At 40.9% G+C, this 14,056-nt stretch carries 15 protein-coding genes and 1 pseudogene; 3 read left to right on the top strand and 13 right to left on the bottom strand.

Translation table 11 applies throughout. The features are described 5' to 3' along the window. Positions 1–12: 12 nt before the first annotated feature. The 12 genes from FC60_RS00080 to FC60_RS00025 all read right to left on the bottom strand — a co-directional run bounded on the left by FC60_RS00080 (position 13) and on the right by FC60_RS00025 (position 10,664). A complete protein-coding gene (locus FC60_RS00080; RefSeq protein WP_056936512.1) occupies positions 13–333 on the bottom strand; it encodes a MazG-like family protein in 321 nt (106 codons plus the stop codon). After that, complete coding sequence (locus FC60_RS00075; RefSeq protein ID WP_056936511.1) at positions 333–1,550, bottom strand: glycosyltransferase family 8 protein; 1,218 nt, start codon at positions 1,548–1,550, stop codon at positions 333–335. Before FC60_RS00075 ends, FC60_RS00080 begins: the two co-directional genes overlap by 1 nt. 11 nt (positions 1,551–1,561) lie before the next feature. Then, a complete protein-coding gene (locus tag FC60_RS00070) occupies positions 1,562–2,194 on the bottom strand; it encodes a uracil-DNA glycosylase (protein WP_056936510.1) in 633 nt (210 codons plus the stop codon). Positions 2,195–2,196: 2 nt separating this feature from the next. After that, a complete protein-coding gene (locus FC60_RS00065; RefSeq protein WP_040467941.1) occupies positions 2,197–2,775 on the bottom strand; it encodes a TMEM175 family protein in 579 nt (192 codons plus the stop codon). 140 nt (positions 2,776–2,915) lie between these two features. Further along, on the bottom strand, positions 2,916–3,698 hold the full coding sequence (locus FC60_RS00060) for a PhzF family phenazine biosynthesis protein (RefSeq protein ID WP_056936509.1): 783 nt from the start codon (positions 3,696–3,698) through the stop codon (positions 2,916–2,918). After that, a complete protein-coding gene (locus FC60_RS00055) occupies positions 3,699–4,406 on the bottom strand; it encodes an aspartate/glutamate racemase family protein (protein WP_056936508.1) in 708 nt (235 codons plus the stop codon). A gap of 94 nt (positions 4,407–4,500) precedes the next feature. Further along, positions 4,501–5,142, bottom strand: coding sequence for a Crp/Fnr family transcriptional regulator (locus FC60_RS00050; protein WP_056936507.1), 642 nt, complete (start codon positions 5,140–5,142; stop codon positions 4,501–4,503). 16 nt (positions 5,143–5,158) lie between these two features. Beyond that, positions 5,159–5,701, bottom strand: coding sequence for a ferritin family protein (locus FC60_RS00045; protein WP_056936506.1), 543 nt, complete (start codon positions 5,699–5,701; stop codon positions 5,159–5,161). A 3-nt stretch (positions 5,702–5,704) separates the two neighbouring features. Next, positions 5,705–5,932 (bottom strand): heavy-metal-associated domain-containing protein, encoded by a 228-nt coding sequence (locus FC60_RS00040; RefSeq protein WP_056936505.1) that lies wholly within the window; start codon positions 5,930–5,932, stop codon positions 5,705–5,707. Between the two features lie 63 nt (positions 5,933–5,995). Further along, positions 5,996–7,819, bottom strand: a complete 1,824-nt coding sequence (locus FC60_RS00035) for a heavy metal translocating P-type ATPase (RefSeq protein ID WP_056936504.1) — start codon at positions 7,817–7,819, stop codon at positions 5,996–5,998. A gap of 139 nt (positions 7,820–7,958) precedes the next feature. After that, a complete protein-coding gene (locus FC60_RS00030) occupies positions 7,959–9,158 on the bottom strand; it encodes an MFS transporter (protein ID WP_056936503.1) in 1,200 nt (399 codons plus the stop codon). A gap of 24 nt (positions 9,159–9,182) precedes the next feature. Further along, positions 9,183–10,664 (bottom strand): FAD-dependent oxidoreductase, encoded by a 1,482-nt coding sequence (locus FC60_RS00025; RefSeq protein WP_056936502.1) that lies wholly within the window; start codon positions 10,662–10,664, stop codon positions 9,183–9,185. Between the two features lie 116 nt (positions 10,665–10,780). Between FC60_RS00025 and FC60_RS00020 the strand changes: the two genes are divergently transcribed. Next, positions 10,781–11,635, top strand: coding sequence for a helix-turn-helix domain-containing protein (locus FC60_RS00020; protein ID WP_082601303.1), 855 nt, complete (start codon positions 10,781–10,783; stop codon positions 11,633–11,635). Positions 11,636–11,757: 122 nt separating this feature from the next. Here the strand turns inward: FC60_RS00020 and FC60_RS00015 are convergent, their stop codons facing one another. Further along, positions 11,758–13,101 carry a DHA2 family efflux MFS transporter permease subunit gene (locus FC60_RS00015; RefSeq protein ID WP_056936501.1) on the bottom strand — a complete coding sequence of 448 codons (1,344 nt, stop codon included), beginning with the start codon at positions 13,099–13,101 and terminating at the stop codon, positions 11,758–11,760. A gap of 134 nt (positions 13,102–13,235) precedes the next feature. On the opposite strand from FC60_RS00015, the gene FC60_RS00010 reads away from it, so the two are divergent. Together FC60_RS00010 and FC60_RS09610 are read left to right on the top strand one after the other, a co-directional pair. Beyond that, the gene (locus FC60_RS00010) at positions 13,236–13,655 is read left to right on the top strand and encodes an RrF2 family transcriptional regulator (RefSeq protein ID WP_056936500.1); all 420 of its coding nucleotides are present in this window, start codon (positions 13,236–13,238) and stop codon (positions 13,653–13,655) included. A 114-nt stretch (positions 13,656–13,769) separates the two neighbouring features. Continuing rightward, positions 13,770–14,056, top strand: a pseudogene (locus tag FC60_RS09610) (hypothetical protein); the annotation flags it as partial.

The following is a 14,056-nucleotide window of genomic DNA, read 5'->3' as shown; positions in this document are numbered from 1 at the left end:
TATCAAACTTTATTACTCCGTGGTATCTAAATCGCTGCTTTTAATGAAGACCCCATCTGCCGTAGTTTTACCCGTTCGCTTGGCAATTTCTTGATAAGCGGCATTTAAAGCGGCCTGATGATCTACTCCCACCAACCGACAAAAGATAAGGAGCGCAATTTGTAGATCCCCAATACTGTCGATTAGTTTGTCCCTTTGCTCTTTATTAAAGGCGCCTGACAATTCACCAAGCTCTTCAGTCATCTTCATAAATTCAACCCGGGGATCTGCTTGATCAACCCCCCGCGCTTTAGCCCAATCATAAATTTTGGGAATTAGTTCCTCATACCCCATTATTGTTCTTCTTTCTTAGTTAATATTTCCTTTAGCATCTTGACCATTGCATCAACATCGTGGGTCGCTACAAGATGCTCCGCTAGTGGACTAGCCTGATCTTCAAAAGCAACGATCGGCACCTGATGATGACGGAAATTTTCGATTACATCTTCAGATTTATTGCCGTTATTAATGTCTAAATATACATCAGCCGTTTGGGCCCATGCATCCACTAAGATTGGCGGACACATCTCTAGTAAAGTTACATTATCATACCGGCGAATTGCTTTGAGTAATGGATGAACCCTCGTATAAGCTGCCACTACAAAGTCATAGTTGGGCATCGCTTGCACTAGGGCATCAAAATCTTCCAGGCTATATGAATTAGTTAAGGTAAAGAAAGTTGGGCGCTGGTTACTTGGCAATGAATTGGTAATTTGGAAATGGTTTTGCCATTTACTACTAATGGCTGACCATTCCATCATCCGATAATCCCACCATAAATCCTTCGTCCGGATCGAGGTATTTAATTGCCAAGGCTTATGAATATTGACATAGTGTAAAATTTTTGGCAATGGATTAATTGATACCTGCGCATAATCACCTAGGTCTTGGACTAAAGTGAACCAGTCCAGTCCAATCATAAAATTATAGGTTTTATCGAGCACCACAAAATCACCGGCTAGCATTTCATTTAACATTTGCTGGTCGCCAAAGGTAATTTGATCCGCATGTTCGTTCATATAGGCAAAGATCCGCCCTTCAAAATCACTGGCTTTCCACTGGTCTACATCAACCACTAAAAGCCCAGAATTGAATTCATCGGCAATCACACCATGATCACCCGTAACATTCTGTGCAGCCGCTAACAGTTTCCCCCGTAAATCCAGGGTAAACAATTCACTAACATCAGCCGTCACAATCGCATCAACGTCAATATAAACTGCCCGAGGTTCGGTCACAAACTGCCCCATCAACAACCTACCATAGGCAATGGTACTAATGTTGGCGGGGGTATTATATTGTTGCAACTGTTCAGTACTGATCCGACAATCAATTAATTGACCGCCAAAGGGTTTAATCATCTGGCGCACGCGTTTAAACCATTCTGGCGGGAGGGTTTCATTAATTAAATATACTTTGGCATCAGCCACATTGGCCATAATCGACTTCATCGTGGTTTCAACTTGATCTAAATAGCGCTCATCAGCGCAAAGTACAAAAGCGTGGGTCATTTTTCTTTTCCTTATACTAACTGTGATAATTGTTGCCAATCAGCTTCGACGGTTGGCATTAACTGACGACGATATAAAACGGCGGCCGGATGATACATGGGGACAATCTGATAGTTAGCTTGGCTCCATTGATATTGGCCAGTTGCTGAATTAAATTCCAGAACTGGGTGTTGAATTAACTGGCCGTGCACCGCTGAGATTACTTCATCTGGTCCTAATAAACGGTGCAAAGCCGTATTTCCCACCGGAATAATGACATCCGGTTGAACTTGATGCAGTTCCCAATCAAACAAGGGCGCATAAATCCGGACCTCTTTATTCGAAGGCGTCCGGTTCGGATATTTAGTCACTATCTTCCCCGTCCGCCGGTCCTTAACCTGTTTGATCGAATACGGACGACTCCGCACCACACTCGTGATATAAACATCTTCTCGTTGATAACCAGCTAAGTTTAAAAAGCGCATTAACTCTTTACCTGAAGCCCCATGAAAAGGAATGTGACTCTCAATTTCTTCTCGTCCTGGAGCTTCACCGACGATCATAAGATGGGGATGCAGGGGACCCGCCCCCTCTAGAAAATCTTCTAATTTAAGGTCAGTCGTCTGGGCTTTGATTGCTTCAACTAATTCGGATGGATAATGCATAATTATTCTTTTTGCCCCTGTAGACTCTCAATCACATGTGAAGGAATAGCGATTGCACAAGCGGTTAACAAAACAGAATACATAGCTGCTGGGGGATAAACTGTTAAACTAAGGACTAAGCCCACTAGTTTAATTAAGAGATCTAAGCTTAACCAGTGCTGACGGAATCGCGATTTCGCTCGTTCTTGCGGATTCTCGATGACTAAAGTACGACTCAATAACAAATTAAAAACTGTTGTTAAGACAACCACTACCCCATACAACACCTGGGCGACTGAATTGTTAAAATGATCGCTAACTAATTTAGTGGTATATGGAAATAACGACGCCCAAAAAAGGACAATCAAATTCATCCATAAGGTGGACGTTTTGATCATTTTGACATGTTGCCATTCATTATGTAACCCAACCCAAAGCGTCCCTAACCAGAAAAAGCTTAAGGCATAAGCTAAGTAACTTTCATGTAGAGCCCAGATCCCGGACCAGGTCATTTGTTCCGGTTCATTTAACTCCAAAACTAAAATTGTCATCACGATGGCTAAGATTGCATCGGTAAAGGCCATTGTTCGTTCTTTTGACATAATTATCCTCCCTAAAAATCTTAATATTCATCTTACCAAATATTTCGAGATAGTGTGAAGATCCAAGGATGAAAAATCAGCCGATTCATTAATAAAACCCCAAGGAAACAATAAGTCCTTTGGGGTTCTATTAATGAGTTTTAAGCTAGATTAAGTTCCGACTTGGCATACAAGACTGCCTGGCCGGCTAATTTCACCATATTACCTTGATCTTCACAATATAAAACGCCACTCCGCGCTGAAGCTTGATAAGCAACTAAGTTGTGTTTACCTAATTGTTGAGCCCAGTAAGGGACAATATGACAATGACCACTCCCACAAACAGGATCTTCTGGAACCGCTAATTTGGGGGCAAAAGAACGGGAAACACAGTCAAACTCGCTCCCTCTAGCTGTCGCATGCTGCAAAAGTCCCGGCAATTGAGCTAATTGTGCTTGATCCGGCTCCATATCTTTAACAATCTGCTCATCATCAAAGATACACAATAGATCACGCCCTAAGAAGGCGGCTTGCGGTGTTGCACCAAAGGTCGCCGTCATGGCAGGTGTGACTGCAATCGACTTTAATTCAAAAGATGGAAAAGTCATTTCATAGCGATCCGCCACCTTCGTGACCATCAAATCACCACTTTGACTTGTCGTAAAGGTTATTTGATCCCCCAAACCAGGATTTTGCATAAAAATTGCAAAAGCCGTTGCAAGGGTCGCATGCCCACATAGATCAATTTCACCTCCTGGAGTAAACCACCTCAACAAGTAATGATCTGGGCTCTTTTGAATCGTAAAGGCCGTTTCAGAAAAGCGATTCTCCATCGCAATCTTTTTCATTAGCTCTTCACTGGGCCATTCGTCAACGAAACAAACGGCAGCGGGATTACCCTTAAATAATTTATCCGTGAAGGCATCGACTACATACATGTCCATTTAGTTTTCCTCCGTCTCTTGAACTAATCGTTTTAAGAGATTATCAATGTGTACTTGCATCACATCAACTTTTCCCACCGGTAAGGTTATCTTCTCAAATAGCAATGGTAATTCAGTACACCCTAGAATGACAGCATCATAACCAACTTGATCTTGCCAAGCTTGACATAACTGGGCAAATTCGTATTGCGTACTTGCTTTCACGACCCCAAATTCTAGTTCATCCGAAATCCGTTGATGAATGAGTTGTTGCTGATCTTCTGTCGGTTTTATAACTTCGATCCCAGCATTTTCTAGTTTTTGACTGACAAAGTTTTCATGCATGGTTGGATAAGTGCCTAATAAGAGCACTCGCTTACGACCCCGTTGATTTAGATAATCAACTGTCGTGTCGACCATTGATACCAACGGAATTGAAAGCCGCTCCTGAACCTGATCAAATACCACATGCGGAGTGATCCCGGTTAATGCCGCAAAGGTCGCTCCACCTTGTGCCAAGTTTTCAAAACCTTTAACCAGATAATTGGTCAAACCGGCATAATCTTGAGCTTGGGCAAAAGCCAAAACCTGAAAAACATCTAAACTCTCGATCATAATAGGTGGAAAAGCATCTTGATGCAATGTCTGCGCATAGCGACTGGTTAATTGCTGATAATAAATTAAGGTTGATTCTGGTCCTGTCCCACCAATAAGGCCTAGCTTGGTCATCGGTAAATTCCTCGTTTTTAATGATTATGATAGCATAATATCGATGACAAATTAGATATTTCTAATGATTATTTAATAAAATGCATAAACAAAACTAACTTAAGTTTACCTGATACAATAGCGAACCTAGCTGATCAATTTCACCGGTCGTTTTAAGCTTTCGCATTTGCCGCGAGATGGTCTCAGGGGTGGTACCTAAGTAAGCCGCTAAATCCTTTAATTCGAATGGCAAGCTAATCGTCGAAGTTCCCTGCTGGATTACTAAATCGGTCAAATATGTCCGTAACCGTTCTTCCAGATGGTTAATTGCTAATAATTCAATTTGTTTAGCTTGTTCATTGTTTTGAAAAATTGTCGAACGTAACAGTTGGTAACTAAGATCGGGAAACTTTTCTAAAAGTTGCTGAAATTCATCGGCTTGAATTGTACACACTACCGAATCCTGCCGAGCAACCACGGTTAAGGTCTGATTCTTAGCTCCAAATAGCCAACTTTCTCCTAAATAGTCTCCTGAATTCATTAACTTTCGGAGTCGCTCATTACCATCTTCAGTATAATGAATCACCTTTAATTTCCCGCTGGCGAGAATGATTAATTCATGATCATCGCCGGGTGCTATTACCAAACTTCCTTTGTCAACTTTAATTCGGTGTACTAGCCCTTCAATCACCATTTTCTGTTGGTGACTAAGGGACTGGAAAAGTGGTACCAAGTTAACACATAGTTCTGCATCCATTCATTTTCTCCCTCTACTATTCATCATCATCTTCTTCATTATACAAGCCTTCGTTTAATTCATGCCCCAAAAATCTTTGACCAAGAGCGATTTGTTTCTTTATCCAACTAGCTAATTTTATTAACAATTCTGCTTCCCCATAATGGTCAGCCACTTGAGCTAACTTAATTGCTCGAGTAATGAATAGGAGTTGGGTATCAAAATCATGAAGCAAATCAAATAGCTGTTCTGATCCATCCAGATATTTTTTGGCACCATCTTCTGCTAGCATCGAAAATTCAATTAACTGTTCGGTCGTGGTTGGAACCAGTTCATTTTCACTAACTAAAGCTTGATTTAGTTGCTGAAAAAAACTCTCTTCCTGATTTTGCCATCTTAGACCATATTGATCCATAAACAAGCTCACCGGTCCTTTAGCAAACAACCGAACCTGCTCAATTTTTAACTGATGTAACCACAAATTCGCGGTAACATGCCCAATCATGGCTCCGGCAGTGGGTTGATGATGTTCTTGTTCACTACGCTTTAGTTCAGTTTGATATTGGGTTTTTGCATCCATGATCTAGGCCTCCTTTACAGTAATTTTCTCAACAGAATAACCTAACTGACTCACTACTTGACTAAGCTGCTCAGCCGAAATAATTCCTTCATCAATCGTAGTCTTAACTTTTTCCGCATTAAACAAGACTTTAACATCTTGAACTCCTTTTTGTTGACTAACTGCGGTTTGGATTTTTGTCATACAAGACGGACACGTCATTCCGGCTAATTTTAAAGTTACTTTTTTCATTTTTCTTACCTCCTGCTTTAATTATCGCTTCAATCAAGTCATCTGTAATTGACCATGATCAAGTCAATATCGAATTAATCGCATTCCATTCAAAATCACAATTAAAATACTTAACTCATGCACTAACATTCCCGATGCCATATAGATATATCCCGCTATCAACCCTATCAATAGCAACACGACGGTTAAAATCGCAATTGTTATATTCTGGCGCATGTTGCGAACTGTTCGCTTACTGTAGCTCAAGGCCATTTTTAGCTGTTCAAGTGTAGATCGAACCAATACGACATCCGCTATCTCAATTGCTGCTTCAGTCCCACTTCCCATAGCAATTCCCACATTCGCCTGAGTTATGGCTGGGCTATCATTAATACCATCGCCAATAAAAGCGACCTGATGACCTGCATCCTGTAGTTGTTTGATAACCGCTTGTTTATCAGCCGGTAGTAGATCCCCGCGTACTAAATCAATTGGCACTTGACGCATAACGCTCTCAGTAACCGCTTGATGGTCTCCTGATAAGACTACTAATTGATAGTGCTGCTTTTCCTTAAATTCCTTTAAAATCGATGCTACTTCCGGTCTTAACACATCCATAACCGCAATTCCCAATCGGAGTTGGCGATTAACTGCCATTAGGACGTGAGTGCTCTCTGCTGGTAGACTCAACTGAGCTAATGAGATTCCTGACTCAGTCATCAATCGTTCATTTCCCACTAGAACTTCCTGACCATTAATTTGAGCCACGATCCCTCGCCCTTCAATAATTTCACTATGATCAATCGGATCAAAATCTTCTCCTGGATAAGCCTCTAAAATGGCGTGGGCTAATGGATGATTAGATTCACTTTCAAGACTAGCTAATAGTCGCCAATTATTGTTAAGGTCCCCATTAATATTTTGTACTGTCTCCACCTGGGGTTTACCAACGGTTAGCGTCCCCGTTTTATCAAAAACTAAGGTATCAACCTTTCGTAAACTTTCTAAAACTCTCCCACCTTTGACCACAATTCCTTTTTTGGCCGCCGTTCCAATTCCAGCGACTGTTGAAACTGGCACCCCAATTACTAAAGCTCCTGGGCAGCCGAGAACTAAAACGGTGATTGCTAGCGATAGATCACGACTAATTAAACCGACTAGAACCGCTAATACCAAAACTAATGGTGTATAAAACTGGGAAAAACGATCGATCAACCGTTGCGTCTGCGTTTGACTATCTTGGGCATTTTCAACCAGTTCAATTAATTTACCAAAGATTGTATCCTCACCGACTTGTTCAGTCATTACTGTTAGGGTGCCACTGGTTAAAATCGTACCAGCCGAAACGGAATCCTGAACTCGTTTATGAACGGGTACAGATTCTCCAGTTAAGCTCGCTTCGTTAACATGACCATCGCCAGCAACAACCGAACCATCAACCGGTATTTGGGATCCGGTTTTTACTAGCAACTGATCACCCGGCTCCACCTCATCAATATCAACTTCTTCTGGCGCTTGATGACCGTTTATTCGTAGGGCCGTTTGGGGTGCTAAAGCCGTTAATTCCCTAATGGATTGGCGCGTTTTGTTTAGGGTGATTGTCTCCAACCAATCCCCAAAGGTGAACAACCAAACTACAATTCCCGCCTCATTATATTCGCCAATTACAAAGGCCCCAATTACAGCAAGTGACACTAGAGATTCAATCGAGATAATCTTATATCGCAAAGATTCCCCTGCACGAATCACCAATGGAATTACCCCGATCAAAGCGACTAAGATCATCGCCAGCTGATAGATCATCATCCCAAAATAAAACTTGCCTAAATATGCAACAGCTAACAAAGTCGTCATCACGATTAATACTAAACGTTGATGATCTAGATAAAATTTTTGAATGCGACTCATTTTCATCACCTCTTAACTATTTTTCTATAGTTTAGGTGATGCTACCTACCGTGTAATTGATCATTGTCAAGTCAACACAAAAAACACCACCCCCTCATCAGGAGTGGTGTTTCAATAATTAATACTTAAAGTATGGTTTTTATTTTCCTTCCGCATGGCGGACTAGGTTCTGTTGATACCGACCGAGCAGTACAATCACCCCGAGAATCAAGGCTAGGAAACCACTGACGATAAAGACATTCATCCCCATGCCAGATAAGAGCGACGTTAAGGGGTTAACAACGAAGGGACTAACAACTCCGCCGACCGAATAAACTGCCACAAAGATTCCGAGCGCCATTGACATCGTGCTCTTATTAACTGAGATCGATAATAGGTACGGGAATTGTCCCATGGCGATACTCATGGCCGCACCGACAAAGAAACTACCAATAAAGGCAAACAAGAGGGTGTGTACATAACCAATCAGCAAGTAAGAGAGTCCATAAACGAGGTAGGCAATGAAAATCGTGGAGTTCTTAAAGCGTTTCCCAATAACTCCCACGATCAATCCACACAACATTCCGCCAATTAAAGAAATGGTGGACGTCAAGGCTGCTTGCGCGGTGGATCCCATATGTTCTTCTGTAATGAATAAGGAAATATTGTTATTCAAGACGTTATTCAGAAGCATCACGCCAAAGCCCCAACCAGCGGAATACCAAACATACTTATTTAATTGAATGCCGCCATCGTCAGCTTCATTGTCATCGTGATCAGAGACATCCTTCGGGTGCATCGGTACTAACAGCAAGACCACTAGTAAAACTAAGAATGAGAATAAGTAGATCCAATAATTGTTGACCCAAGAACTTTGCGCGGCCAATTGTCCCCCACCCATGATGAAGACGATTCCACCGATATTCGTGAAGGTGGTGGTTAAGCCCATTGTTGATTGCCGTTCCGCTTTAGGCAACATTTGCGAAATCAACACTTGAGAAAGGTTGGTACAACTCCCTTGACCAAGACCGACTAAACATGAACAAATCAACAGAAAAGCAAAGCTGGTGTTGTAGACTAAGGGCATAAAGCCCCCTAAACAGATCAGAATAATCGCCCAAATGGTCAAAGTTTTTAAATTAATTTTCGTGGTCGTCAGCTTCCCAATGATAATTCCGGCCAGCATCATAAAGAGGTTCGGCAAGGAGGTCAACATTTGAACCGACGTGTTATTCAAGCCAAAGTTTTGGGCAATGGCCGCATATGATGGTGTGATAGCCAGGGCAGCCATCCCCATAGCACTAACTGCTAGGACCCCAATCCGCGTTTTAGAGATATATGATTTACTTGGAACATCCATTTCCTTAATCCTCCAAATCAAAAGTTACTTGAGATCTTCAACAATGGCTAAGCCAGCTAAACGCCCTGAAGTCCAGGAGAATCCCGATGCTAACCCTTCATAGGCTGGATAAGATTGGCCTTCATAGTAGCCACCAGCATTAGCCCCACCAGCATAGAGTCCTTTGATTGGCTTGAAGTCTTTATTTAAGACCCGCAAATGATCATCAACCCGCATTCCACCAACGGTTCCTAAGAAGGCCACCTGGGCTTTAATCGCATAGAAAGGCCCTTCTTCAACCGGATACTTCAACGATGCTTGTGGTTTAGCAAATTCAGTATCATTTTGGGTTCTAACGGCTTCGTTATAGCGCTCAACGGATTCCTTTAATTCTTGATAGTTAAAGCCGGCATTTTGAGCCAAGTCGGCCAAGGTTTCACCTTTAAAGGCCGTTTCTTCTTGAACCGACTGCTCAGCTAAGGCCACAAAATCACCTTTTGCATCCGTAGCACCGGGACCAGCTTTGGAAACTTTTAATTCATGACCAGTCGTGTATTCATTCAGCGTCTTCGTATCAACTAAAATGTAGTACATTCCACCGACGTTATACCCAGCGTTGGCCCACAGGACCGTGTCATAAACCGTATCTTCGTTGGTGAACCGGCGTCCTTCTGGATCAATCCACATTAATGGCGTTAAGAGGACCCGCGTTAATGGATTATCGGAGAAACCAGCTAAGTGTTTACTAGAAGTCTTTTGAGTAACCTTGGATTTAGCTAATTGAGCGGCATGGATCAAAGCATGGGCATCAATCATGGTCCCACCAGCTTTAAACATTGCTGCCATCCCTTCACCTTTACTTGGCACCCCTAGCGAACGCATCCGGTTAGTATGCATCACCTTTTCAATCCATTCTTCATTCGCCCCAAAACCACCGGTAGCGACCACAACTGCCTTGGCTTTGATTTGTAGGGTTTCCCCTTGATCATTTTTAGCAATCAGACCTTGGACTTGACCATCCGGTGCTTGAATCAACTTCGTCATGGTCGTATTGAAGATAAATTCAACCCCTTTATCTTCGAGAGATTTTTGGATTCGGTCGTAACTAGCATCCTTATTTTGATACATGTGGTATGACCCACCGGCATACGGATTATCAAGATGCGCGAATTGGGTGGTTTGGCTAGTTGGATTTAACTTAATCTCCATCCCCAGTTCTTCGATCGACTCCAAAGTTGGTTTAGCATTTTCTACAATTCGCCGGGTCAAGGGGCCATTGTTTAAATAGTGATTATATTCATTCAATTGCCGAATGGCCTCTTCGGTACTTAAATGTAGGCCCTCAGCCCGTTGTTCCTTAGTGTCCACGGCAAAGAATCCACTGGAAATCTTGGTATTTCCCCCAATTTGAGGAAGCTTTTCAATCACAATTGTTTTTAAACCGTTGGAGACCACGGCATTCGCGGCCGACAAACCAGTCCCACCAGCACCAGCAATTACTACATCTGTATTGAGTTCTACTACCATCTTTGTTTCATCTCCTAATTAATTTGTTGTTTATATTGTAATGTGAAAAAATGTACAATAAAATAATTATAGTTATCTTTATGTTAGTTATAAATTATCTTAAATGAGGTTTTAACATGATTAAACACTATAACAATGGCGATTTAATCAATAGCCATCTCCATAAACATTCATCAGAAGATAAAGATATATTTCACATAGAATTGCTTGAAGCACTTTCATCTTGTACCGTTTCGGCTGGGAAAAGATTCATCGCTTTGGATCGTTCCGACATCGTAATTTCACGTCACTTTAAAGGACTCAAGCTAACTAGTAGCAAAAGTAAAAACATTCTGACTCATTATGAGGTTGATTTAGAATTTCCCAGTCCCTTGAATCAATTTTTAGTGGCGGATAATCCCTTGATCCATGATTTAATGAACGATCAATCCGCTGGGTTAACCTATGTCACCTTCCATCATCTGGAAAATCAGATTTGTCATCATTACCTGCAAAACATTCAAATCTTCGACCCGCAGCTTGATGACCCTTACATTTATTTTCAAAACCAACGACTTTGGGGATTGCTCTTTACGGAATTACTCCGAAATCATTACCAAACCATCAATAAGCCCTACTCGGATTTCCCATCCAAGGAAATCCGCCATGCTTCTAAAGATTCTCAAGCCGGGGCCATCATGTCCTACATTACAAATAAAAACGGAAAAGTAACCTTGGCCGAAACCGCCAATTATTTTGGCTTCCAGCAAAATTACTTTTCCCGTTTATGTCATCAATTATTTGAATTTAGTTTTATCCACTTGCGCAATCAAATTCGGATTGATTTAGCCTGTGAAATGCTTCGATATACCACCAAAAGCATTGTCGAAATCAGTGATGAAATTGGCTATGCTGATCAAGCCAACTTCACCAAACAATTCATCAAGCAAAAAGGGATGAGCCCAAGTAAATACCGGAAGGTTAGCGATTAGTAAACAATCTATAAGCTAATCACCTGCTCCTAAATTATCTCTATACTTACTTTATCTCATATTTTTGAGCACTTTAAAAATCGACAATAAAGCGCGAGAAGATAAATTAATTGATCGAGTTTTTAACCCTTTATTTTCTGTACTGCAATAACAAGGGATAGTATGCTTAATGTCAAAGAAAAGAAAAATGCTGTGGATACACCAAAAAGTTGCAAGAACATGAGCATACAACTGGTTCCGATTGCACCTGAAATTTGACGAACAGTGTTAATAATTGCAGTGCCATCACTTACAAGATTCGTATTAATCTGGTTCAATGTCCATGTTGTCACAGGCATAATAAGAAGACCAATTGAAAAATTTCTTATACATTGAACTGCAGCAATCATGACCAGAGAACTGCCAGTATTTAGCGTCAGCAGAAGTCCAGTTCCAACACAAAGCATAATTGAAGCCGCAACAGTCAGGCGATGAAAGCCGAATTTGTCTGCTAAAAAGCCGGAAACAAGGCTTGCAACAGCAACCAGTACAGCACCGGGGAAGGTAACGATGCCGGAAACCGATGCACTTACGCCAATGAACTTTTGCATATATAGAGGTAATACTACGGAAACTCCATTAAAAGCTGTAAAAAGCAGGAATGTAAAAAGCGTTCCAGTCAGCATACCTTTATTTTTGAGGGTATCAAGTTGCAACAAAGGCTGTGAAATACGAAACTGTCGATGAATAAACAGAAAGATAATGAGTAATCCTGCCGTAAGGCATGATAGAGTAATAGCACTTTTCAGTCCAAATTGGGAGATAAATGAGATACCCAGAGTAAATCCAGAGAATCCTACGGACGAAAGAAGCAAGGATAGTTTATCTAAAAAGCAATTTCCCTCTTGCTTGGTTAAATTTTTAAGCAAAAGCAGGCTCAGGAATAATAGAATAGCTCCTATAATCGTAAGAAGCACAAAAACACTTTTCCATGACCATGCATCGGACATAAGACCAGAAAGTACTGGACCGAATGCAGGCGCGAATCCCATGGATACTCCGATTATGCCCATCAATTTATTTCTTTGTTCAATGCTGCAACTGCAATAGATTGCAATTTGCAAAAGAGACATTAGGATACCTGTCCCTATTCCCTGCAAGATGCGGGAGAATAAAAGAATTTCAAAATTCGTTGCAATAATTCCGATAAATGAGCCAATCGTGAAGGTCAGCATAGAAAAGGTAAATAACTGTCTGCAAGAATAACGTTTCGTGAAAAAAGCACTTACAGGAACTAAAATACTTGCAATCAGTGAATAGATTGTTGTTAGCCATCCAGCGGTGGAAGCAGAAATTTGAAAGTCGTTTATGATGGGTGTCAAAATGGTAGCCATCATATTTTGTGTCAGAAGTCCAAGCAACGTCCCGGCAAATAGTATGACAATAGAAATAGGATTAGAGTTAAAAAAATTACTTTGTGTTTTCATTAAATATTCCTCCATGACTAGCTTGAGACAAATAATATCTTAAGATAAATTATATCTCTGGTTTGTAACAACGTCAAATCCGTTGACAAAAAATATCTCAAGATATACAATTACAGGTGAGGAGGTGTCTGTACATGCAGACAAAAATAGGAGTTGAACAGTCCATTTACGTGATTGTAATAATAGCAAAGCAAAAATCAGGAGAAGCTGTGAAAAGTCAGGCATTGAGTGAAATTCTTGGCGTGTCTGATTCGTATCTAAAAAAAATACTGGGGAAATTAGTAAGAGCCGGTATCCTTAAATCTTCTGCATCCAAAACGGGTGGAATGTCTCTTGGCAGACAACCGCAAAAAATCACATTTTTGGATATTTTTGAAGCAATCGAGGGTGAAACCCCCTTTTTGCACAGCCATAATCTGAGAGAAACCGTTCAGACAGATGATATTGATGAGTTTGTCAAACAAGCTGATAAGGCTTTGAGTATTTTCAGAGAAGCAGAGAATTCATATAAAAGTTCATTGTCAAAATATACGATTGCCGATTTACTTTACTGAACTGAAAATTCCAGTTTATCGAAATATTTTGGGTCTAGAATTTCTGGTATTGATTTACATCAATGCCAGATTTTTTTGTACAATTTTATGCATAGAAAAAGGACATTCTATCCTTTGCCAAATTTACAATCAATCTCCACAATTAAAAGAAAGTTGGTAGGAAGAATGTCCCAAACTGATTTCACCTTAGAAGTGCTTGGAATTAAAGACCCAAACATCACTGTTCTAAACGTGGCTAACGAACATATTAACCGCGAATCGATTTGTAGAATTACTTCAAGACTTACCTATCCCGTTGATCACTGTGCTAATTGTGGATTCAAACAGGTCGTTAAAAACGGATTTAGGAAAGCACACGTAAGGCTAGCTAGCCTTAATGGAATACGATATGAACTAGAACT

This window comes from Limosilactobacillus gastricus DSM 16045, from assembly GCF_001434365.1.
Lineage (GTDB): Bacteria > Bacillota > Bacilli > Lactobacillales > Lactobacillaceae > Limosilactobacillus > Limosilactobacillus gastricus.
This window is presented reverse-complemented; position numbering and strand designations above follow the sequence as displayed.

Excerpts from the sequence above, each read along its gene's own strand:
- FC60_RS00055 (WP_056936508.1), bottom strand. The coding sequence starts at position 4,406 with ATGACCAAGCTAGGCCTTATTGGTGGGACAGGACCAGAATCAACCTTA.
- FC60_RS00050 (WP_056936507.1), bottom strand. The coding sequence starts at position 5,142 with ATGGATGCAGAACTATGTGTTAACTTGGTACCACTTTTCCAGTCCCTT.
- FC60_RS00065 (WP_040467941.1), bottom strand. The coding sequence starts at position 2,775 with ATGTCAAAAGAACGAACAATGGCCTTTACCGATGCAATCTTAGCCATC.
- FC60_RS00030 (WP_056936503.1), bottom strand. The coding sequence starts at position 9,158 with ATGGATGTTCCAAGTAAATCATATATCTCTAAAACGCGGATTGGGGTC.
- FC60_RS00075 (WP_056936511.1), bottom strand. The coding sequence starts at position 1,550 with ATGACCCACGCTTTTGTACTTTGCGCTGATGAGCGCTATTTAGATCAA.
- FC60_RS00040 (WP_056936505.1), bottom strand. The coding sequence starts at position 5,932 with ATGAAAAAAGTAACTTTAAAATTAGCCGGAATGACGTGTCCGTCTTGT.
- FC60_RS00035 (WP_056936504.1), bottom strand. The coding sequence starts at position 7,819 with ATGAGTCGCATTCAAAAATTTTATCTAGATCATCAACGTTTAGTATTA.
- FC60_RS00060 (WP_056936509.1), bottom strand. The coding sequence starts at position 3,698 with ATGGACATGTATGTAGTCGATGCCTTCACGGATAAATTATTTAAGGGT.
- FC60_RS00015 (WP_056936501.1), bottom strand. The coding sequence starts at position 13,101 with ATGAAAACACAAAGTAATTTTTTTAACTCTAATCCTATTTCTATTGTC.
- FC60_RS00070 (WP_056936510.1), bottom strand. The coding sequence starts at position 2,194 with ATGCATTATCCATCCGAATTAGTTGAAGCAATCAAAGCCCAGACGACT.
- FC60_RS00080 (WP_056936512.1), bottom strand. The coding sequence starts at position 333 with ATGGGGTATGAGGAACTAATTCCCAAAATTTATGATTGGGCTAAAGCG.
- FC60_RS00025 (WP_056936502.1), bottom strand. The coding sequence starts at position 10,664 with ATGGTAGTAGAACTCAATACAGATGTAGTAATTGCTGGTGCTGGTGGG.
- FC60_RS00045 (WP_056936506.1), bottom strand. The coding sequence starts at position 5,701 with ATGGATGCAAAAACCCAATATCAAACTGAACTAAAGCGTAGTGAACAA.
- FC60_RS00020 (WP_082601303.1), top strand. The coding sequence starts at position 10,781 with ATGATTAAACACTATAACAATGGCGATTTAATCAATAGCCATCTCCAT.
- FC60_RS00010 (WP_056936500.1), top strand. The coding sequence starts at position 13,236 with ATGCAGACAAAAATAGGAGTTGAACAGTCCATTTACGTGATTGTAATA.